Source organism: Blautia sp. HCP3S3_G3 (genome assembly GCF_052063365.1).
Lineage (GTDB): Bacteria > Bacillota > Clostridia > Lachnospirales > Lachnospiraceae > Blautia_A.
Window position 1 is genome coordinate 35,630 of record NZ_JBQHXR010000016.1, and the last position, 20,489, is coordinate 56,118.

Consider the following 20,489-nt stretch of genomic DNA (forward strand, 5'->3'; position numbering starts at 1 on the left):
AGCACATCTTGCAGCAGGCGGCAAGACAAAACATAAATTTCCGCATTTTTTATTATTCATTATGCTCTCTCTTCTTCCGGGAGCGCCACTTTCCGTTTTACATAAACTCCCTCATCGTAGCAGGCAAAAATATCATTGACCTTTTTCTCATTCATCTTCGGTGTGATCAGGCTTACAACAGGAACGATCACCAGACCTACGATCATTGCCACTGCACCGGCATTAATCGGGGAAGCAATAAACTTAAAGTACATATTGGAAACCGTAATTCCCACGCCGGAAATAAAGCTTGCCCAGACAGCCAGCGGTGTTGTTTTTTTCCAGAAGAGGCCATACATAAACGGTGCCAGAAATGCACCTGCCAGTGCTCCCCAGGAAATACCCATCAGCTGTGCAATAAAGGTAGGCGGATCCAGTGCCAGCACCACAGAAATTGCAATGAAGAATACAATCAGCACCCTCATAACCAGGAGCTGTTTTTTCTCATCCATCTCTTTCACAATATTTCCCTTGATAAAATCCAGTGTCAGTGTGGAACTGGAGGTCAGAACAAGAGAAGAAAGTGTTGACATGGACGCAGACAATACCAGAATAACCACTACACCAATCAGAATATCCGGCAGTGTGGACAGCATCTGCGGAATAATTGCATCATAAGCAATGCTTCCGTCTGCTTTATAAATCGCCGGGTCATCAAACAGACGTCCAAATCCGCCAAGGAAATAGCATCCGCCGGAAATAATCACTGCAAAAACAGTGGAGATCACTGTACCGGTCTTAACTGCCTTTTCATTTTTAATCGTGTAAAATTTATGAACCATCTGCGGAAGACCCCAGGTTCCAAGAGAAGTCAGAATGATAACTCCCAGAAGATTCAGAGGATCCGGTCCGAAAAAGGAAGTAAACGCACCCGGCTGTCCCTGAGTTACCGGAATGTCACTCTCCAGCTGCGCAAGTTTGCCCACAGCTTCCATGAAGCCGCCCTGTCCGCTCAGTACCGCTGCGATAACAGCAATAATACCGCCGATCATAACAATTCCCTGAATAAAATCGTTAATTGCCGTAGCCATATATCCGCCCAGAATGACATATACGCCCGTCAAAGTAGCCATCAAAACGACGCAAGCCGTATACGGAATGTCAAACGCCATCCCGAACAGACGGGAAAGTCCATTATAAAGAGATGCGGTATATGGAATCAGGAAGATAAATACAATTGCTGATGCCGCAATCCGAAGCGCGTTGCTGTTAAATCGTTTGCCAAAAAAGTCCGGCATCGTAGCAGCCTGTATATGCTGAGTCATAATTCTGGTACGTCTTCCAAGAACCACCCATGCCAGAAGACTTCCGAGAAATGCATTTCCAAGTCCGATCCAGGTAGATGCAAGACCATATTTCCATCCAAACTGTCCCGCATAACCCACAAACACAACTGCAGAGAAATACGAAGTACCAAAAGCAAAGGCCGTCAGCCACGGACCAACATTTCTTCCTCCAAGTACAAAATCGTTTACATTGGAGGCATGTTTTCTGGAAACCACTCCCACACACACCATCACTGCAAAAAAGATAATTAACAATAAAAGTTTAACCGCCATAAAAAATCCTCCCTCATCGTATTTTCGTACATTAAAGTGTTACGCTTTTAATTGTTAAATTGCACGTTTCAGTATATCATCTTCTATCAAAATGTCAATATTTTTCAACAATTTTCTTTTCTTTTATATCTGATTTTTGTATATATTGACAAATAACGGTTGACTTTTCTACAAAAATCTATTAATATAAACTTTAATGATTAGGCGCTTTAACGTGTGAAACAAATAACAAAAAGCCAGAAAGGGGTACCCTATGCCTATCACAGAAATTTTGGAAAAAAACTGCCGGCTTTACGGCGAAGATGTCTGTCTTGTGGAAATCAACCCGGAAATGCCGGAAACAAGACGTGTTACATGGAAAGAATATGAACTGATCGAGCCGGTACGTTCACCTTACTACCGCCGTGAAATTACATGGAATGTTTTTAACGAAAAAGCGAACCGCTTCGCAAACCTGCTTCTCGAACGCGGTGTTCAGAAAGGAGATAAGGTTGCCATCCTGCTGATGAATTGTCTGGAATGGCTGCCTATTTATTTTGGAATTTTAAAAACCGGCGCCCTTGCCGTACCGCTGAATTTCCGTTATTCTGCAGAAGAAATCCAGTATTGTCTGGATTTGGCCCAGGTGGATATTCTTGTATTCGGGCCGGAATTTATCGGACGTGTGGAAGAAATTGCAGACGAAATCGGCAAACACCGTCTCCTCTACTATGTTGGAGATGGCTGTCCCGGATTTGCAGAAGATTACACCATGCATACCGTCAACTGCTCCAGCCAGTCACCAAAAATCAATATTACCGATGAAGATTATGCAGCCATTTATTTTTCTTCCGGAACCACAGGTTTCCCGAAGGCTATCCTGCATACCCATCGTGCTCTGATGCATGCCGCACAGACCGAACAGCATCACCACAGCCAGACCAAAGACGATGTATTCCTCTGCATTCCACCCCTTTACCACACAGGGGCCAAAATGCACTGGTTCGGAAGTTTTCTGGTGGGAGGCAAGGCTGTTCTTCTGAAAGGTACAAATCCGGAATTTATTCTCCGGGCTGTTTCCGAAGAGAAATGTACGATTGTCTGGCTTCTTGTTCCGTGGGCACAGGATCTTCTCCTCGCACTGGACAGCGGTCAGATTGACTTAAGCCAGTATCAGCTTGACCAGTGGCGTCTCATGCACATTGGCGCACAGCCGGTTCCCCAGAGCCTGATTAAACACTGGAAAGAATATTTCCCGCATCATCAGTATGATACCAACTATGGTCTCAGCGAATCTATCGGACCAGGCTGTGTTCATCTTGGTGTGGAAAACATCCACAAAGTCGGTGCTATCGGCAAAGCCGGCTACGGATGGGAGACCAAAATCATCGATGAAAACGGAAATCCTGTCAAACAGGGCGAAACCGGCGAGCTTGCTGTCAAAGGTCCCGGTGTCATGGTCTGCTACTACAATGACCCGAAGTCTACCAGCGAAGTACTCCACGAAGGCTGGCTGTATACCGGAGATATGGCTATGGAAGATGAAGACGGTTTTATTTTCCTTGTTGACCGCAAGAAGGATGTCATCATCAGCGGCGGTGAAAATATTTATCCTGTCCAGATTGAAGATTTCCTGCGTACCAATGATAAAATCCTGGATGTTGCTGTGATCGGCCTTCCGGATCCGCGTCTCGGTGAAATCTCCGCAGCCATTATCCAGCTGAAGCCGGATGTCACCTGTACGGAAGAAGATATTGACATCTTCTGCAAAAAACTGCCGCGTTACAAACGTCCGCGAAAGATTATTTTTGCTGATGTTCCGCGAAATGCCACAGGTAAAATTGAAAAGCCGAAGCTTCGTGAAATATATGGTGCTTCCCATCTTGTCGCAGCACAGAATCAGGGCTGATTCCTGCCAAATGAAAAATGACTGAAAAAAATAACAGTGGCGTACAGAAATGGCATTTCCATGTCATTTCCATACGCCGCTGTTAAATTTATGATTGGTTAAAGGATCATTACATTCTCGATCACACATTCATGTTCTTTCGTCTTCTTATCATAATGGATTCCAACCAATATCAGATTTCCCCGATATTCTTCCAGGCTTCTGCAATACTCTTTATTCTTAATCTGCTCTTTTAAAGTTCCTCATCCACGTATCTCTGAATATTGGACGCATTCACATATTTCGTCAGGTGTTCTCCGTCTGTAATGACCAGTGTCGGCGCCTGCATAATACCAAACTGTCTTGCCAGCTCCGGATTTTTCTCTGCATCAATGATCTCCAGATCTTCGCCCTCCAGCATCTTCTTTGCCATGCGGCAGTTCGGACAGGTGCTGGTGGTAAACAGATATTTGTGAGTCTCCAGCGGCTGAACCCTGACATCATCCTCAGTCAGAGTCACAACACTGGTATGAACCTTTTTCAGTCTCGAGTTCGTAATATCATACAGGGTACGATTCTTATATTCCTGAGCCTTGCCATCGTTCCAGTTCTGGACCGGGCGGTAATAACCGGTAATACGGCTGTAAACCTCCGCCTTCTTTCCGCACTTCGGACAGGTGAAATGTTCCCCGCTCAGATAGCCATGCTCCGGGCATACCGAATACGTAGGAGAAATCGTATAATACGGCAGGCGGTAGTTCTCCGCGATTTTTCTCACAAGAGATGCTGCTGCCTTCCAGTCAGGAAGCTTTTCGCCAAGGAATCCATGGAAAACAGTACCGGAAGTATACAGCGTCTGCAGTTCATCCTGAATATCCAGCGCATCAAAAATATCAGAGCTGTATTCCACCGGAAGATGGGAACTGTTGGTGTAATACGGGGTATCTCCCTTGCTTCCTGCAGTGCGGATATCCGGCCAGCGCTCTCTGTCATGCTTTGCAAGACGGTATGCCGTAGACTCTGCCGGAGTTGCCTCCAGATTGAACAGTTCTCCTTCGTACATTTCCTGATAATCAGAAAGACGGCTGCGCATATGCTCCAGCACTTCTTTCGTAAATTTCTGGGTACGCGCATCTGTCATATCACATCCCAGCCAGCAGGCATTCAGACCTGCTTCATTCATGCCCACAAGACCGATGGTGGAAAAATGGTTGCTGAAACTTCCCAGATATCTCTTGGTATACGGATAAAGCCCCTCGTCCAGCAGTTTGCTGATGACTTCTCTCTTGATATGAAGGGATCTGGCAGCAATATCCATCATATGGTCCAGTCTGCGGTAAAACTCTTCCGGAGTTTTGGACAGATACGCAATTCTCGGCATATTGATTGTTACAACACCCACAGACCCGGTACTCTCACCGGAGCCAAAGAATCCGCCGCTCTTCTTGCGAAGCTCACGCAGATCCAGGCGCAGACGGCAGCACATACTGCGGATATCACTTGGTTTCATATCACTGTTGATATAATTGGAAAAATACGGAGTTCCGTATTTCGCCGTCATTTCAAACAGCAGACGGTTATTTTCTGTATCTGACCAGTCAAAATCTCTGGTAATGGAATAAGTCGGAATCGGATACTGGAATCCGCGGCCATTGGCATCTCCCTCGATCATGGTTTCAATAAACGCCTTATTGACCATATCCATTTCTTTCTTACAGTCTTTGTATTTGAAATCCATCTCTTTGCCGCCCACGATTGCAGGAAGCTCTGCAAGGTCATCCGGCACTGTCCAGTCAAGTGTAATATTGGAAAATGGTGCCTGTGTGCCCCAGCGGCTCGGTGTATTCACTCCGTAAACAAAAGATTCAATACACTTTTTCACTTCCGGATAAGAAAGGTTGTCCACTTTTACAAAAGGAGCCAGATACGTATCAAAAGAAGAAAATGCCTGCGCTCCTGCCCATTCATTCTGCATGATTCCCAGGAAATTCACCATCTGATTGCAGAGTACACTCAGATGTCTGGCCGGAGAAGAGGTGATCTTTCCTTCAATTCCGCCAAGTCCTTCCCGGATCAGCTGTTTCAGAGACCAGCCTGCACAATATCCGGTCAGCATGGAAAGATCATGGATATGAATATCCGCATTTCTGTGTGCATCCGCAATCTCATTGTCATAAATCTCAGACAGCCAGTAATTGGCCGTAACCGCGCCGGAATTGCTGAGGATCAGTCCGCCTACCGAATATGTCACGGTAGAATTTTCTTTTACACGCCAGTCTTCTACCTTTACATAACTGTTGACAATTTCTTTATAATCCAGAATCGTAGACTTCATATTGCGGACTTTTTCTCTCTGTTTGCGGTACAGGATATAGGCCTTGGCCACATCTGCGTATCCTGCCTGAATCAGCACATTTTCCACACTGTCCTGAATATCTTCTACGGAAATCTGATTGTCCTTAATTTTATTCTGAAAATCCGCTGTTACGCGAAGCCCCAGCAGATCGATCATATCTTTGCTGTAATTCTTCTCTTTTGCAACAAACGCCTTATCTATTGCAGCTGTAATTTTCCCCATGGAAAAATCAGCAATTTCACCATCACGCTTCACAACCTGAAACATAGTAATCCTCCTCTGCTTCCTCTTAAATTTCCCCGTAAACCCCTGACGTTTTCAAAGCTGTAGACCTATTGTATCAGAGTATCTTCTTTGAGTCAATATAAAAACACCATATATAGTGTTAATTATTCATCAACACACAATATGGTGTTCGTTTATTCCCTTATATTGGACTGAATAAATCCTGTCATATGCGTTTGTTCATTCCATTGTGTTGGACTGAATAAATCTTGTCATATGCGTTTGTTCATTCCATTGTGTTGGATAGAGCAAACTTTTCATATGGCATTTCTTCATTCTCTTATATAAAACCGAATCCGTTTTTCAATTCATACGAGGATAGATTTCCATGGGAACTCTGGCTTTTACTGCGATTCCCTGGTCTGTATACTCTTCTTCCAGAAGCTGTCCATACTCCCGGATCAGCTGAATCTTGCCTGCCTCCCGGTAGGAAAACAACCGCTCAATATAAATCTGATCTTCCGAAAGCAGTCTGGAGAGAAGATCCTGAAGTTCATCCAGTCCCTGCCCTGTTTTTGCGGAAATCTTCAGTGTATAATCCGCCCTGAAATCCCGGATCTGTCCTTCCGGCACCCGGTCCTGTTTGTTCAAAAGAGTGATAACCTTTTTCCCGGACGCCCCAAGCTGCTGCAGAGTCTCATATACAACATGCATCTGCATCTCTGCCTGAGGATTGGAAACATCCACCACATGAATGATATAATCCGCATATCTGGCCTCTTCCAGCGTACTCTTAAACGCCTCCACCAGATGATGGGGCAGTTTGCGGATAAATCCTACGGTATCCGTCAGAAGAATCTGCTGTCCGTCCAGAAGCGTCAGAAGTCTTGTTGTGGGATCCAGTGTGGCAAATAATTTATCTTCCGAAAGTACCTCTGCTCCTGTCAGCGTATTTAGAAGAGTGGATTTCCCTGCATTCGTATATCCTACGATCGCAGCGGTTTTCAGATTACCGGAAGCTCTTCTGGTGCGGATCAGTTCGCGGTGCTTTTCCACCTGCGCCAGCTCCTCTTTGAGTGCGGAAATCCGGTTCCTGATCAGACGTCTGTCCGTTTCCAGTTTCTTTTCTCCGGGACCTCTGGTTCCAATACCGCCGCCCAGCCTGGAAAGTGACTCCCGAAGACCTACCAGACGCGCGGAACGATATCGCAGCTGAGCAAGTTCCACCTGAATCTTTCCTTCGCTGGTCACTGCTCTTTTTGCAAAAATGTCCAGGATCAGCAGCGTTCTGTCCATGACTTTGCATTCCAGTTCCCTCTCCAGATTATTCATCTGAGCAGGTGAAAGCTCATCATCACAGATAATTCCATTGGCATCCACCGCAAGAGCCAGCGCACGCACTTCTTCTATTTTTCCTTTTCCGATATAGGTTCCCGGATGAACAGCTTCGCGGTTCTGAATAATCTTCCCCACCGTAACTGCACCCGCTGTTGCGGCAAGTTCTTCCAGTTCATCCAGTGAATCACTGATGTCCTCTCCGTAGTCCATCTGTACCCCTACCAGAATCACTCGTTCTTCGATTTCTTTAAAGTCGTAAAACTGCATAAACACACCCTTACTGTGTAGTTCCTACACGAGACTGTAAGAATTTCATTTCTCTTTCCATATTCCCGTCTTCCGGAAAAATCTCCAGATATTCTTTTGCTTTCTGAAGAGCAGTGGAAAAATCAAGCTGTTTTTCATAAATCACAATTTCATTATACAGAAGATCCTGCATTTCTTCCGTTGTTGACAGTGGAAGGCCATTGCTGATCTCCGTCAGTGCATCCCCGTAATTACCCTCTGCAATATCACAGAGCGCCAGACCGTTATATCCCTTTGCAGGCGAATCTCCTTTGGAAATATAATCCTGATACATGGAACGGGCATTGGAAATATCTTTCTGTGCCTGATAGACCATTCCCAGATACAGCAGAGCTTCCGTATCCCCCTGGTTTGATGCCTCAATCAGTTCTTTACGCGCCTGCTCATAATCTTCCATATAGTAATACACACGGCCTCTGTCGCAGTAATCTTCTGCATCCTTCGGCTCTGTTTCCAGTGCTGCTTCCAGATACTTCGTCCCGTCAGCCTCCATATCCTGTTCCAGATAGGATTCATATATTTCGATTGCCCTGTCATAAGTGGTATCTTCTTCATAAGACTTCTGAAAATTTGACGCCGCCTCATCATAAGAATCCATGGTCAGAGCAACCTCACCTGTAAGAAAATATGTCTCTGCATCCATCGTATACTCTTCTGAAAGAGTCTGGCAATCTGCCATGGCATCATCCAAAAGACCTGCCTGCAGACTGGCTGCGGCACGATAGGACAGAACATCTTTTGCCAGAGATTTGCTTACTTTTTCACAGTTCAGAGCATTGGTAAAATAAGCAATGGCATCTTCATAATTACCAAGGCGCATACTGCAGATTCCGGCTCCGCGATAGGACTCCGCCATTTTCCAGCCATTGGAAACACTGGTCTCAAAACCCTGGCGTGCGTATTCATAGCTTCCCTGCTCCATATCTTTCTCAGCCTGCCGGAAAATCTCCTGATTTTCACCGCCGCAGCCTGCAAGCAGGAACATTCCTGCACAGGCTGCAAAAATCCATGATACTCTTTTATTTTTCATGCGTTCCCTTATTATTCTACAATCAGCCCTTCGGCTTCCATTACTTTGATCACATTCTCTACATGCTCACGACAGATATCGTCCGTACCGGCCTCTACCATTACACGGATCAACGGTTCTGTACCACTCTCTCTGACCAGAATCCGTCCGTCATTGCCCAGCGCTTCGGCTGCTGCATTCACAGCTGCCACAACTGCCGGATTTTCCCTTGCTTCTTTTTTGTCCGCAACACGTACATTACGCAGAAGCTGCGGATAAACCTGCATTTCCTTTGCAAGGTCACAGAGTGTGGCTTTTTTCTCTACACATGTCTCCATCAGCATCAGAGAAGTCAGGATTCCATCACCGGTAGCAGCATAGCGGCTGAAAATAATATGCCCGGACTGCTCACCGCCGATACTGTAATTGTTTTCCAGCATGTTCTCTGCCACATATTTGTCACCTACTGCTGTCTGCTCATAGCGCATGCCTTCTCTTTCCAGAGCTTTATAAAGCCCCAGGTTGGACATTACCGTAGTCACTACGGTATTCTTGTTGAGCTTGCCCTGTTCCATCAGATGTTTGCCGCAGACGTACATGATCTTGTCTCCGTCAATGATATTTCCTCTGTGATCCACGGCAATACAGCGGTCTGCATCACCATCATAGGCAAATCCAATATCCAGCCCGTTATCAACCACATATCTCTGCAGTACTTCAATATGAGTGGAACCGCAGTTGGTATTGATATTTGTTCCATCCGGCTGGTTGTTGATCACATACGTCTTTGCTCTCAGCGCATCAAATACACTCTTGGCAATAGCGGAAGAGCTTCCGTTAGAACAATCCAGTCCGACCTTGACGTTCTTAAAGTCACGGCTTGGAATGGAAATCAGATAACCGATGTAGCGATTGCGGCCTGAAGCATAATCAATGGTACGTCCCACATCTTCTCTGGTTGCCAGAGGAAGTTCCTCAATTTCCCCATCCAGGTATGCCTCGATACGCGCTTCGATAGAAGCCTCAATCTTCTGTCCGTTGCCGTTCAGAAGCTTGATTCCATTGTCATAAAACGGATTATGGCTGGCAGAAATCATAATACCGCAGTCAAAATCCTCCGTTCTTACTGCGTAAGACACACTTGGAGTTGTCGTAACATGAAGCAGGTATGCATCTGCTCCGGAAGCAGTCAGACCGGCTACCAGTGCGTATTCAAACATGTAGCTGCTTCTTCTGGTATCCTTGCCGATTACAATTTTTGCCTTATGTTCACGTCCGTAATACCATCCCACATAGCGGCCTACTTTAAATGCATGGTCTACTGTCAGTTTTACGTTTGCTTCTCCGCGGAAACCATCTGTTCCAAAATATTTTCCCATAATAAACAATCTCCTTACCTGCTATATATCACGTGTTGTCACTTCTTCACAACCGAAGTTTCCGATTCCATTTATGCGTAAAGATCTGCCGGATAAACGCCCTCTTCCACCAGATTACGGAAAGCTGCCATCACAGATTCCTTATCTTCCTGATAAGTTACGCCAAACCAGGTATCCTTTGTCTCCAGAACATCCACCTTTGCAGTTCCTGCCTTGATCAGACGGTCGATCATCTCCGGAAGAAGGTATTCTTTCTTAATATCTTCCGGTGCCAGACTGCCAAGAAATTCTACAAATCCTTTTTCCAGAGTATCCATGAACTCCGGTGTCAGCCCCCACATATTCATGGAAACAAGACTCTTTGTATTTAACGGAGTGACCGTGCCGTCTTCCGCACGGGTTTCTGCACCGTCAGCGGTTTTAAAGATATCATGCGTTTCTGTCACACCTGTCAGAGCTCCATCCTCGATATGGCAGATACCTCTTGTTACACTTCCGTTATCGCTGAGTGTATTTCCAAGGCGGAATCCTGCCATACAGATATGAAGCAGACCATCCTGCGGCTGTTCCTGTACCAGATAATCATGTACGATTCTGTAAGCAGTTTTTCCATAATAATCGTCTGCATTGATCACGGCAAACGGCTCATCCAGCACTTTTTTTGCTGCCAGTACTGCCTGACCGGTTCCCCATGGCTTGGTACGGTCTTGTGGAGCTGTAAATCCTTCCGGAAGATCCTCCAGTGACTGGAATGCATAGGCAACCTCTGTGATCTTTTCAATTCTGTTGCCGATGACTTTACGGAACTCCTCTTCAATATCCTTACGGATAATAAACACTACTTTATTGAATCCTGCCTCCAGTGCATCATGAATGGAATAATCCATGATAATCTCCCCGTTCGGTCCCACCGGCGCCAGCTGTTTGATTCCTTTTCCAAAACGGCTTCCAATTCCTGCCGCCATAATTACAAGTGCTGTTTTTTTCATATTCCTTTTCCTTTCATACTTATATCATATGCATATGACTTCCTTCAGTCTAAACTCGCTGATTTTCCGGTAAAAATGTTTACTGCAAAATACACATGAGAAGGATTTCTGCCCGGAGGGCTTTTCAGAACTCTCAGTTATCATTCTGCAGATTACTCAGTTTCGCTGCCTGATCTGCCGCGATCAGACTGTCAATGATTTCCGTCAGATCTCCGTTCAGAACACTCTCAAGCCGGTGAATCGTCAGCTTAATGCGATGATCGGTCACACGTCCCTGCGGGAAGTTATAGGTACGAATCTTTTCGGAACGATCCCCTGTACCGATCTGACTTCTTCTCGCTTCTGCTTCTGCATCATGCTGTTTAGCCAGCTCCATCTCATAGAGACGGGAACGAAGCACTTTCAATGCCTTGTCCTTATTCTTAAGCTGAGACTTCTCATCCTGACAGGAGATTACAATGCCTGTCGGAATATGCGTCAGACGCACTGCCGAGTCTGTCGTGTTGACACACTGTCCTCCATTTCCGGAAGCACGGAACACATCAAATTTACAGTCATTGAGATCCAGCTGAAAATCAATTTCCTCTGCTTCCGGCATAATTGCAACGGTACATGTCGAGGTATGGATTCTTCCGCCGGATTCTGTCTCCGGAACACGCTGTACACGATGAACGCCGCTCTCGTATTTCAGCCGGGAATAAGCCCCGTTTCCGGTGATCATAAATGTCACTTCCTTGAAGCCTCCGATTCCGTTTTCATTCAGGCTCATCATTTCAGTCTTCCAGCGAAGAGATTCTGCATACTTCACATACATACGATAAATTTCCGCTGCAAAAAGAGCTGCTTCATCACCGCCGGCACCTGCGCGGATCTCTACAATAACGTTCTTGTTGTCATTCGGGTCCTTGGGAAGGAGAAGAATCTTAATCTCTCTTTCCAGTTCTTCCACGCGTTTCTTTGCATCCGAAAGTTCTTCCTTCAGCATCTCACGCATTTCTTCATCCTTCTCTTCTTCCAGCATGGAAAGACTGTCCTGGATGGTTTCTTTACAATTCTTATATTCTTTATATGCATCCACAATGGGCTGCAGCTCACTCTGCTCTTTCATCAGCTTCTGGAAGTGTTCCGGATCGTCGGTAACTCCCGGCTCTCCCAGCTCATTCAATACTTCATCGAAGCGGATAAGCAGATCTTCCAATTTGTCAAACATGATTTGTCCTCCTGATGTAAATAATCACTCCGGCATCTGTCCCAGAACTACTCTGTCAAGTCCTGCCAGATCCTGTCTCACTTCCACCGATGTAAAACCGGCCTGTTTCATAAATGCCGACACATCACTGCCCTGCTCACAGCCAATCTCATACAGAAGCCATCCTCCGGGCTTCAGGTATCTGCCGGCATCCCTGGTGATCATACGATAAAAATAAAGTCCGTCTCTATGTCCATCCAATGCAAGCACCGGATCATGAAGACGCACTTCCTCCATAAGTCCCCTGATTTCTTCTGTCGGAATATAAGGAGGATTTGAAATAAGCATATCATATTTCTCCGGTGCATTTCCATCTTTTCCCTGAAAAAATTCACCGGAAAACAGATTACTTTCTATAAGATGCGCACGTTCTGACACACCGATTGCCTGTGCATTCCGTTGGGCAACCGAAAGTGCTGCAGATGAAACATCAACCCCAACCCCAAAGCTGTCTTTCTTATCTGCCAGAAGACTGATCAGAATACATCCGGAACCTGTACACATATCCAGAATCACCGGATTTTCTCTGGTTTTCAGAAGGTTACCGGCAATCTCCACAAGTACTTCTGTATCCTGTCTGGGAATCAGAACATTTTCATCCACATAAAATTCATATTCCATAAAAAAAGCCCGATGAGTCAAATGCTGCAAAGGAACGTGTTCTGCACGTTTCCGGCATAATTGAAGATATTTTTCTGCCGTTTCCGACTCCATCTCCTCGCAGTCATGGGCATAATACCATGCGCGGTTTTTTCCGCTGGTATATTCCAGAAGGAGCCAGGCATCAAGCCCGGCTTCCCCGATTCCGGCTTTTTTCAGAATTTCCGTGCCTTCCTGAAGAAGCGCTCTAAATGTTCCCATGTGCTGCTTCCCCTGTCACGACTGTTTCTGAAATACCGGAAGATACTGTTTCTGTTGTTGTCTGATGTACATCCATGTCCGACTCTGCATCTTCCACTTCCACACCAAACTCTTCTTTTAAATAAGCCTTCCAGTCAAATACTGCTTCGACTGCTTTGATCGCAACCTCTACCATATCCGGTGTCGGTTCTTTCGTTGTCAGCTTCTGCATGGCAAGTCCCGGTCTGCTCATAATATCTGCAAATTTACTGTCTGTTCTGCCTGCCCACTGAATGATCTCAAAAGAAATTCCGGACACCACCGGAACCATCAGAAGACGGCCAAATAAACGCACCCAGTAAACCGGAACCAGAACAAATACAAAATGCAATGCAATACTCACCAGCATGACCAGAAATAAAAAGCTGGTACCGCAGCGCTTATGCTGACGGGAACTGTTCATGACATTTTCAACCGTAAGCGGAAGCCCGTGTTCAACACAATTGATGCATTTGTGTTCGGCACCGTGATACATAAACGTTCTCTGGATATCCTTCATTCTGGAGATCAGAAGCATATATCCCATAAACAATGCCAGCTTGACAAACGCTTCCACAATTGTGATAACAATCTCTGACGCTCCAACTTTCCTGCAAAGACTTGCAAGCACATACGGCAGAAGCATAAATGCTCCAATGGAAACGACAATCGAGATTGCAACCGTCACATACAGAAGCCACTGGAACTGCCTGTCTTCCTTTGCTTTCTTCGCTGCTTTTTCTTCTTCGGAAAGATGCGCGGTTTTGGCCGCATAGTCCTCGTCCTCTTCATCTCCCACGATTTCAGCGGAATACATCAGACATTTGGTTCCCATTACAAGAGAATCCACAAAACTTACCACACCGCGGATAATCGGCTTACGCCAGAAAGCAGCTTTTCCAAATATACATTTGTAATCCTCTGTCTTCAGCTCAATTCCATTGTCAGGACGTCGGACAGCAATCGAGTACTTATCCTTATGCCGCATCATGATTCCTTCCATGACTGCCTGACCACCAATATTCGATGATTTCATATAATTCTCCTAATGTTCTGAACGGACAGCATATTTCTGCCCAGGTGCAAAGAAAGGTTGAGATTTCCCAACCTCAACCTTCACATTACGTCTATAATTATTTGATTATTTATTCAGGCCGTATTTCTTATTGAACTTATCGATACGTCCGCGAGCCTGAGCTGCTTTCTGCTGTCCTGTGTAGAACGGATGGCATTTGGAGCAGATTTCTACGTGGATATCAGATTTGGTAGAACCGGTAACGAATGTGTTACCACAGTTGCAGGTTACAGTTGCCTGATAATAATTCGGATGGATTCCTTCTCTCATGATTTTCACCTCTCTATGATTATTGTATTTCTATTCGTATTCATTTGACGAATTCACTATTAAACAGCTTTCTGATTATAACATACTCCCCTGCCAAATGCAAGCTGTTTATAAAATTTTCTGCATCATTAAGAAAATTTCTGTTTCTTCGCCATCTGCACAAATTCTGCATTATTCCGTGTTCTGGAAAACATATTCAGAATCTGTTCTACCGCCTCATCCGGTTTCATACCGTTCAGCGCCTTACGCATATTGTATACTGCCTCCTGCTCTTCGCGGCTGAGAAGAAGATCCTCACGGCGGGTACCGGATTTCTGAATATCAATTGCCGGAAATACACGTTTTTCCTGAAGTTTGCGGTCGAGCACCAGTTCCATGTTTCCGGTTCCCTTAAATTCTTCATAAATAACGTCGTCCATCTTGCTTCCCGTATCCACAAGTGCAGTCGCAAGAATGGTAAGACTTCCGCCTTCTCTCATATTTCTGGCTGCACCAAAGAACCGCTTCGGCATATGGAGAGCAGCAGGATCAAGACCGCCGGACAGGGTTCTGCCGCTTGGCGGAATAATCAGATTGTATGCTCTTGCCAGTCTTGTGATCGAATCCAGGAGAATCGTCACATCTTTTTTGTGTTCTACAAGACGGCGTGCTCGTTCCACTACCATTTCTGATACCCTCTTATGATGTTCCGGAAGTTCATCAAAGGTAGAATAGATAACTTCTACGTTCGGTCCGTGAATTGCTTCCTTGATATCTGTAACTTCCTCCGGACGTTCATCGATCAGCAGGATGATCAGATGCATGGATGGATTATTTCTCAATATAGATTTTGCCACATCTTTCAGAAGTGTGGTCTTACCGGCTTTCGGAGGAGACACGATCATTCCTCTCTGGCCCTTGCCGATCGGGCTGATCAGATCCACGATTCTCATGGCCATGGTTCCGCCCGGACGTTCCATCACCAGTCGTTCATTCGGAAAGATCGGTGTCATATCCTCAAAATTGTATCGTCTCTGACCCTCACTGGGATGAAATCCGTTGATGGATGTCAGATACAGAAGAGCGCTGAATTTCTCTCCCTGTGTTTTGATCCGGATATTTCCCTGAATGATATCACCGGTTTTTAAATTAAAACGACGGATCTGTGACGGAGATACATAGATATCATTCTCTCCCGGCATGTAATTCTCGCATCGGATAAATCCAAAACCGTCCGGCATTACTTCAAGGATACCATTGGCCTTTTCGCCGCTGTCCAGCTGTACCGTCTCTGCCGGGATACGGTAGGAGCTGTCGGAGGTATTACGGTCTGTGTTTTCTCTGAACTGACCCTCTCTGGACTGGTTGTCTCTATATTGGCCTTCTCTGGACTGATTATCCCTCGGCTGATTTTCTCTATACTGACCTTCTCTGGGCTGATTATCCCTCGGCTGATTTTCTCTATACTGGCCTTCTCTGGACTGATTGTCTCTCGCTGCATTGTCCCTGAATGGCCTGTCCGATGCAGGCAGACTGTGTGCTTGTCTTTCCGTCGTTTTTTTCTCAACGGCAGGATTTCCTGCTGCCGGTTTCTCCCCGGTTTTCACTTCAGATGGTCTCTGGTTTTCTTCTTTTGCATCTTCCTCAAGCATACGCTCAACCAATTCAGGTTTCCGCAATGCAGAAACTCCTTTTAAACCTCTGGCTTTGGCAAGATCTTTTAAGACTGCCAGCGATAATGATTCGTACTTTTCTCTCATAAATTTTCCCTCAGCCTTCTATTATACACATCTAACTGCAACTGTCTGCTCCTGCAGACCCTGTTAATACATCGTCTCACAAATAACTATACCATTCACACAATATGCGAATTTAAAAATACAGACAAACGAAGGAAATTGTTATTCAAAAAACGATATACCAGTTATAAAAGTCCATGTCCGTGAACGACTGTACACGGGCATATTCTGTTTCATATCTGCTGTTCCTATATCTCCTGCGAGATATCATATACCGGGACTTTTACAAATTTTATCATTAATTCTACGGGATACTCTGTCTGAAATAGACAAGAACATCAGAATCCTTGCGGATCCGTCTTTTTCTGCTCTGTACTGCATGATGCAGCGGCTAAATCGTATGATGCAGAGACACAAAATACCATGTCTCCACTCTTTTAGTATTTTCGAACTGTATTCTAACACATTTTTTTCAATCTGTCCACCTATGTACGGAACATAAAAAATCATAAAAATATGATACAAAACAGAAGAATTTTTTTCATAATTACAGAAAAACATTTTTATATTACAGGAAAATGCGGAGCACTTTCCTGTAATATAAAAAAGGCGGTATCTTCACAGATACCGCCGAAATGAAACGACAGAAACTATTTATTTCCAGAATACAGAATACAGTTTTTGAACTTTTGTGACCTGTTCTGTTGTGACCTTATTCAGAGCTGCGCTGATCGCTGAATAAGTTTTTGGCCGGACACTCTTAAGAGTTCCTGCACTCTGGGTATAATTCTTAAAAGATTCTGCAAAATATTCTGCACTGTTCTGAGTTACATAGGATTTATTAGCGCCCGTGTACAGATTCTTCTCAGCCGCATAAATATTTTTGAAATCCGTAGTCTTATCTGCATTTCCGGCAATAAATGCAAGAAAATGACCAAGTTCATGATAAATGGTATCATCCTGGGATTTAAGGGTAATACTTCTTGCAGATGCATCAAACAATCCCGAATAGGATACGGAAGAATCTACATATACCTTAAATCCCAGAGTCCGGAAGGCATTCAGAACCCGTGCATCTGCCTTCGGCGCTGCCGCAGCAACACTCACTTCATACTTTCCTTTCGGAGCTGTTGTATTTGCAGACGATGTCTTAACTGCTGCAGCAGTGGTTGTCGTAAGCTTCGTTGTTGTAGTCTTAACCGTTGTGGTAACAGTTGTCGTCACTACTTTGACTTTTGATTTTTTGGTATATTTTTCTGTTTTTGCAGTAGAAACCGTTGTCTGAGTGGTTACTTTTTTGGTACTGCTTGTCGTTGTTTTTTTGGTTGTTTTCTTGGTTGTCGGAATTTTCTTGCTGTAGGTTTTGGTTGCAGCCCTGGATAATTTTACATTCTTTTTGGTTGTCTTCTTAGTTGTTTTGGTTGTTGTTTTCGGAGCAGAACCAAGGGGGGGAGCCTCCTCTTCCAGAGATACCTCCATAATCGGATCTGCATCATATACCGGCATTTCCACAGACGGAACCGACTGCTGCAGTACCACCGCACTGCCAATGATTACAGTCAGCGCAACAGCTGCAAAACCACATGCAAATTTTTTACTACTGAGTATTTTCGCAATTTTCTTCTTCATCTTCGCACATCTCCTCTGATAAAACCAACGTATACAGCAATCTATCAAACAGATTGTTATTGTCCATAGTAACAATAGAATTTTACGCAGCCAGAGCAGTTGTGTCATATCAGATTTTTTCAGTATCCGCTTTGTTCTTATAAATATAAAAAACCGTTTATTTTCATAAACGGTTACCACATACGCATACAAATATTCTCTGATCTGTTCCTGAATTACGTCACTAAACCGGAATTTAATGCGGCAACCGGCTATCATATTCCGTATATCATTTTCCAAATTATATACCGGACTTTAGACCCCTGGCTTTGCGTCCCTGCCTTTCGACAGGTTTGCCCTTGTTAAATTAGTTACAGTATACTCCTTTTTTCTTTCTTTTGTCAATCATTTTCTGTTTCAAAAATGAACAGTAACGCAACCGAAGGTTACTGTTCACTCCGTTCTCAGTAACACGCTTCGCGATGCACAGAAATTATGCACATTATTTTCTTCCCTTTTCGCATAAATCTGTTATACTTACTATAATCGGCTTTTATCATTCGTGATATCTGCATAAGCAGACATTTCCCTTTTGATTATAACAAAAATTACAGGAGGAGCGGTCAGATGAAAAAAATCTCTGCTTACATACCGTTTTTTCTTTTTCTCTTCCTGTTCTTTTCTACAGGATGCAGTCAGAAGAACACATCTTCCGATGAACCGCCTGTTTACACTCCCCTTCAGGTACTGGTTCCTCAGGCAGACGGAACGGAGATTCTCGGAAATTCTCCGGTAACCCTGGATGTTTCCAACAAAACTCTTGGCTATATGATCGTGCAGGCCGATACCTCTGTTTCCGGCATCAATGTTCAGATGACCGGACCGGATGGTATCCTTTACTCTTATTTCCTGGACCCCGGAGAAAATGCCGTCATTCCTTTTACCAGCGGGGATGGAAGTTATCAGATTCTCTGCTATCAGAAAATCAGCGGAGACAAATATGCGGCTGTCAGCAGCCACACACTGGAAATCTCTCTGGAGAATCCATTCCTTCCATTCCTTTACCCCAATCAATATGTAAATTTCAGTCCGGAATCCAATGCCTGTCTTCTGGCACAGACCATGCTGCCGGATGATGCTTCTGATCTGGACGGGCTTGATGCTGTTTACAATTATGTCATTTCCAATATCACATACGATGAAGAAAAAGCCTGGAACGTGGAAGCCGGTTATCTGCCGGATATTGACGAAACACTCTCCAGCGGCACAGGAATCTGCTTTGATTACGCAGCACTGATGACTGCTATGCTCCGCGCCCGTGATATTCCCTGCAAACTGCAGATCGGATATACCAGTGACATCAAACATGCCTGGATTGACGTATACATCCGTTCCAAAGGATGGATCAACCATGCCATTTCCTTTGACGGCGAAACCTGGAGCCGCATGGATCCCACCTTCGATTCCAGCACAGATGCAGATAATAAAGAACAGATACAGGAATATATTGGAGACAGTGATAATTATACCGTCCAGTTTACCCGATGATTTGCCTGTCGAAAGGAGTTAATTATGAACCAGAAACTTACGAATCAGGAACTGTTTCATTTTTGCGAACAGCTTGCCATTCTTCTCCACTCCGGGATTTCCAGTGCGGAAGGTCTTCAGATTCTTTTAGAAGACAGCAGTTCTGACAGGAGCAAACAGATTTTTGCAGAGTTGATCCAGACTCAGGAAGAAACAGGAAGTCTCTCCCAGGCATTGACAGATGCCGGAATTTTTCCAGGTTCCATGATTGCCTATGTAAAAACCGGGGAAGAAACCGGCTGTCTCGATGAAGTTCTCACAAGTCTCGCCGAACATTATGAACAGGAAATGGAAATTTCCGCGGGTATTCGAAGTGCTGTCACTTACCCTCTGATCATGCTTGGAATCATGGGCGCTGTGATTGTTATTCTTCTCGTAAAAGTTCTGCCTGTATTCCAGCAGGTTTTCCGCCAGATGGGCATGGAAATGAACGGGCTTTCTTCCGGACTCTTACGGCTCGGTTCTGTTTTCAGCCGCTACAGTGCGGTTTTTCTTGGTCTACTGGCAATCCTGATCGTCTGCATTCTCTTTTTCTGCTGCACAGAAAAAGGACGCAGTACAGCCAGAAACTTTTTATCCTCTGTCCCGCACTTTAAGAAAATTCCTGCTGCACTGGATTATGCCCGCCTTACAAAAGCCGTTTCCATGGGACTGCGAAGCGGTCTTGATCCCCAGTCCAGCCTGGAGCTGGCAGACGGAATGCTCACACAGCCATTGATAAAAGAACAGCTTTCCAGAGCTGTCAGCCGCCTGAACGAAGGGGCCCTTTTTGCAGATGCCATTACCCAGTCCGGCCTTTTCTCCGGAATGGATGCCCGGCTGATTTCCATCGGAATCCGGGCAGGTTCTTCTGATGAGGTAATGGAAAAATTGTCTGACCGCTGCGCTCAGGAAGCTCTTGACATGACAGAACAGGTAATCTCCATTGTAGAGCCTGCATGCGTCATCCTTCTCTCTATTCTGGTAGGACTGATTCTTCTTTCTGTCATGATGCCTCTTCTGGGAATCCTTTCCGAAATGCTCGTGTGAGGTGATC

At 45.0% G+C, this 20,489-nt stretch carries 15 protein-coding genes and 1 riboswitch; of the genes, 3 read left to right on the forward strand and 12 right to left on the reverse strand.

Going from position 1 to position 20,489, the window contains the following annotated elements; all coding sequences use genetic code 11:
- Positions 1-59: 59 nt before the first annotated feature.
- Complete coding sequence (locus ACTNEW_RS12290; protein WP_441061398.1) at positions 60-1,598, reverse strand: sodium:solute symporter family protein; 1,539 nt, start codon at positions 1,596-1,598, stop codon at positions 60-62.
- A gap of 253 nt (positions 1,599-1,851) precedes the next feature.
- Here ACTNEW_RS12290 and ACTNEW_RS12295 point away from each other — a divergent pair, with 253 nt between their 5' ends.
- A complete protein-coding gene (locus tag ACTNEW_RS12295; RefSeq protein WP_441061401.1) occupies positions 1,852-3,486 on the forward strand; it encodes a class I adenylate-forming enzyme family protein in 1,635 nt (544 codons plus the stop codon).
- Between the two features lie 232 nt (positions 3,487-3,718).
- Here ACTNEW_RS12295 and ACTNEW_RS12300 read toward each other — a convergent pair whose 3' ends face one another.
- The 11 genes from ACTNEW_RS12300 to ACTNEW_RS12350 form a co-directional block, all read right to left on the reverse strand.
- Positions 3,719-6,088 (reverse strand): ribonucleoside triphosphate reductase, encoded by a 2,370-nt coding sequence (locus tag ACTNEW_RS12300; RefSeq protein WP_441061404.1) that lies wholly within the window; start codon positions 6,086-6,088, stop codon positions 3,719-3,721.
- A gap of 321 nt (positions 6,089-6,409) precedes the next feature.
- Positions 6,410-7,651: a GTPase HflX gene (gene hflX, locus ACTNEW_RS12305; RefSeq protein WP_441061407.1), complete on the reverse strand. Its 1,242-nt coding sequence runs from the start codon at positions 7,649-7,651 to the stop codon at positions 6,410-6,412.
- 10 nt (positions 7,652-7,661) lie between these two features.
- Complete coding sequence (locus tag ACTNEW_RS12310) at positions 7,662-8,720, reverse strand: tetratricopeptide repeat protein (RefSeq protein WP_441061409.1); 1,059 nt, start codon at positions 8,718-8,720, stop codon at positions 7,662-7,664.
- A gap of 11 nt (positions 8,721-8,731) precedes the next feature.
- Positions 8,732-10,078, reverse strand: coding sequence for a phosphoglucosamine mutase (glmM, locus tag ACTNEW_RS12315; RefSeq protein ID WP_441061412.1), 1,347 nt, complete (start codon positions 10,076-10,078; stop codon positions 8,732-8,734).
- Positions 10,079-10,149: 71 nt separating this feature from the next.
- Positions 10,150-11,067 (reverse strand): nucleotidyltransferase family protein, encoded by a 918-nt coding sequence (locus ACTNEW_RS12320; protein ID WP_441061415.1) that lies wholly within the window; start codon positions 11,065-11,067, stop codon positions 10,150-10,152.
- A gap of 133 nt (positions 11,068-11,200) precedes the next feature.
- Positions 11,201-12,277: a peptide chain release factor 1 gene (gene prfA, locus ACTNEW_RS12325; RefSeq protein WP_441061418.1), complete on the reverse strand. Its 1,077-nt coding sequence runs from the start codon at positions 12,275-12,277 to the stop codon at positions 11,201-11,203.
- A 24-nt stretch (positions 12,278-12,301) separates the two neighbouring features.
- On the reverse strand, positions 12,302-13,177 hold the full coding sequence (prmC, locus tag ACTNEW_RS12330; protein WP_441061421.1) for a peptide chain release factor N(5)-glutamine methyltransferase: 876 nt from the start codon (positions 13,175-13,177) through the stop codon (positions 12,302-12,304).
- Positions 13,164-14,231 (reverse strand): DUF1385 domain-containing protein, encoded by a 1,068-nt coding sequence (locus tag ACTNEW_RS12335; protein ID WP_441061424.1) that lies wholly within the window; start codon positions 14,229-14,231, stop codon positions 13,164-13,166. The genes prmC and ACTNEW_RS12335 overlap by 14 nt, the downstream gene beginning before the upstream one ends.
- A gap of 105 nt (positions 14,232-14,336) precedes the next feature.
- Positions 14,337-14,540 carry a 50S ribosomal protein L31 gene (gene rpmE, locus ACTNEW_RS12340; protein ID WP_441061426.1) on the reverse strand — a complete coding sequence of 68 codons (204 nt, stop codon included), beginning with the start codon at positions 14,538-14,540 and terminating at the stop codon, positions 14,337-14,339.
- Between the two features lie 128 nt (positions 14,541-14,668).
- A complete protein-coding gene (gene rho, locus ACTNEW_RS12345; RefSeq protein WP_441061429.1) occupies positions 14,669-16,279 on the reverse strand; it encodes a transcription termination factor Rho in 1,611 nt (536 codons plus the stop codon).
- Between the two features lie 633 nt (positions 16,280-16,912).
- Positions 16,913-17,887: an anthrax toxin lethal factor-related metalloendopeptidase gene (locus ACTNEW_RS12350; RefSeq protein ID WP_441061432.1), complete on the reverse strand. Its 975-nt coding sequence runs from the start codon at positions 17,885-17,887 to the stop codon at positions 16,913-16,915.
- Between the two features lie 239 nt (positions 17,888-18,126).
- A riboswitch (cyclic di-GMP riboswitch) is annotated at positions 18,127-18,234 on the reverse strand.
- Between the two features lie 259 nt (positions 18,235-18,493).
- On the opposite strand from ACTNEW_RS12350, the gene ACTNEW_RS12355 reads away from it, so the two are divergent.
- Entirely contained in the window at positions 18,494-19,414 is a 921-nt protein-coding gene (locus ACTNEW_RS12355) for a transglutaminase-like domain-containing protein (RefSeq protein ID WP_441061434.1), read from the forward strand.
- A 24-nt stretch (positions 19,415-19,438) separates the two neighbouring features.
- On the forward strand, positions 19,439-20,482 hold the full coding sequence (locus tag ACTNEW_RS12360) for a type II secretion system F family protein (RefSeq protein ID WP_441061436.1): 1,044 nt from the start codon (positions 19,439-19,441) through the stop codon (positions 20,480-20,482).
- Positions 20,483-20,489: the final 7 nt, after the last annotated feature.

Coding starts and splice junctions, on each gene's coding strand:
- ACTNEW_RS12290 (WP_441061398.1), bottom strand. CDS start 1,598: ATGGCGGTTAAACTTTTATTGTTAATTATCTTTTTTGCAGTGATGGTG.
- ACTNEW_RS12295 (WP_441061401.1), top strand. CDS start 1,852: ATGCCTATCACAGAAATTTTGGAAAAAAACTGCCGGCTTTACGGCGAA.
- ACTNEW_RS12300 (WP_441061404.1), bottom strand. CDS start 6,088: ATGTTTCAGGTTGTGAAGCGTGATGGTGAAATTGCTGATTTTTCCATG.
- hflX (WP_441061407.1), bottom strand. CDS start 7,651: ATGCAGTTTTACGACTTTAAAGAAATCGAAGAACGAGTGATTCTGGTA.
- ACTNEW_RS12310 (WP_441061409.1), bottom strand. CDS start 8,720: ATGAAAAATAAAAGAGTATCATGGATTTTTGCAGCCTGTGCAGGAATG.
- glmM (WP_441061412.1), bottom strand. CDS start 10,078: ATGGGAAAATATTTTGGAACAGATGGTTTCCGCGGAGAAGCAAACGTA.
- ACTNEW_RS12320 (WP_441061415.1), bottom strand. CDS start 11,067: ATGAAAAAAACAGCACTTGTAATTATGGCGGCAGGAATTGGAAGCCGT.
- prfA (WP_441061418.1), bottom strand. CDS start 12,277: ATGTTTGACAAATTGGAAGATCTGCTTATCCGCTTCGATGAAGTATTG.
- prmC (WP_441061421.1), bottom strand. CDS start 13,177: ATGGGAACATTTAGAGCGCTTCTTCAGGAAGGCACGGAAATTCTGAAA.
- ACTNEW_RS12335 (WP_441061424.1), bottom strand. CDS start 14,231: ATGAAATCATCGAATATTGGTGGTCAGGCAGTCATGGAAGGAATCATG.
- rpmE (WP_441061426.1), bottom strand. CDS start 14,540: ATGAGAGAAGGAATCCATCCGAATTATTATCAGGCAACTGTAACCTGC.
- rho (WP_441061429.1), bottom strand. CDS start 16,279: ATGAGAGAAAAGTACGAATCATTATCGCTGGCAGTCTTAAAAGATCTT.
- ACTNEW_RS12350 (WP_441061432.1), bottom strand. CDS start 17,887: ATGAAGAAGAAAATTGCGAAAATACTCAGTAGTAAAAAATTTGCATGT.
- ACTNEW_RS12355 (WP_441061434.1), top strand. CDS start 18,494: ATGAAAAAAATCTCTGCTTACATACCGTTTTTTCTTTTTCTCTTCCTG.
- ACTNEW_RS12360 (WP_441061436.1), top strand. CDS start 19,439: ATGAACCAGAAACTTACGAATCAGGAACTGTTTCATTTTTGCGAACAG.